The organism is Halomonas sp. SIMBA_159, assembly GCF_046536035.1.
Lineage (GTDB): Bacteria > Pseudomonadota > Gammaproteobacteria > Pseudomonadales > Halomonadaceae > Vreelandella > Vreelandella venusta_A.
This window is the reverse complement of the sequence record NZ_JAWJBT010000347.1, coordinates 1-285: the sequence shown is the minus strand read 5'-3', so window position 1 is coordinate 285 and position 285 is coordinate 1. Positions and strand designations below refer to the sequence as shown.

Below are 285 nucleotides of genomic sequence, written 5' to 3'. Positions count from 1 at the left end.
ACGGCGACGTGACCATGGATTTGGCGGCTCACCGGGTGCGGCGCGGCGGTCGCGACATCCACCTCGGACCGACGGAATTCCGGCTCCTGCGTCACTTCCTGCAGCATCCGGGCCGGGTATTCAGCCGCGAACAGCTTCTGGATGTGGTCTGGGGCCATGATGTGTACGTCGAACCGCGTACGGTGGACGTACACATTCGCCGGCTGCGCAAGGCGCTCAACACCGATAACGAAGTGGACCTGATCCGGACCGTGCGCTCGGCCGGCTATGCGCTCGACCAGCACG

The 285-nt window shown here is 65.3% G+C and carries 1 protein-coding gene; it reads left to right on the top strand.

All coding sequences use genetic code 11. The annotated features are described in order from the left end of the window. Window positions 1–14: 14 nt before the first annotated feature. The coding region (locus R0J87_RS19570; protein ID WP_498888332.1) for a winged helix-turn-helix domain-containing protein at window positions 15–285 on the top strand (271 nt) is incomplete at its 3' end.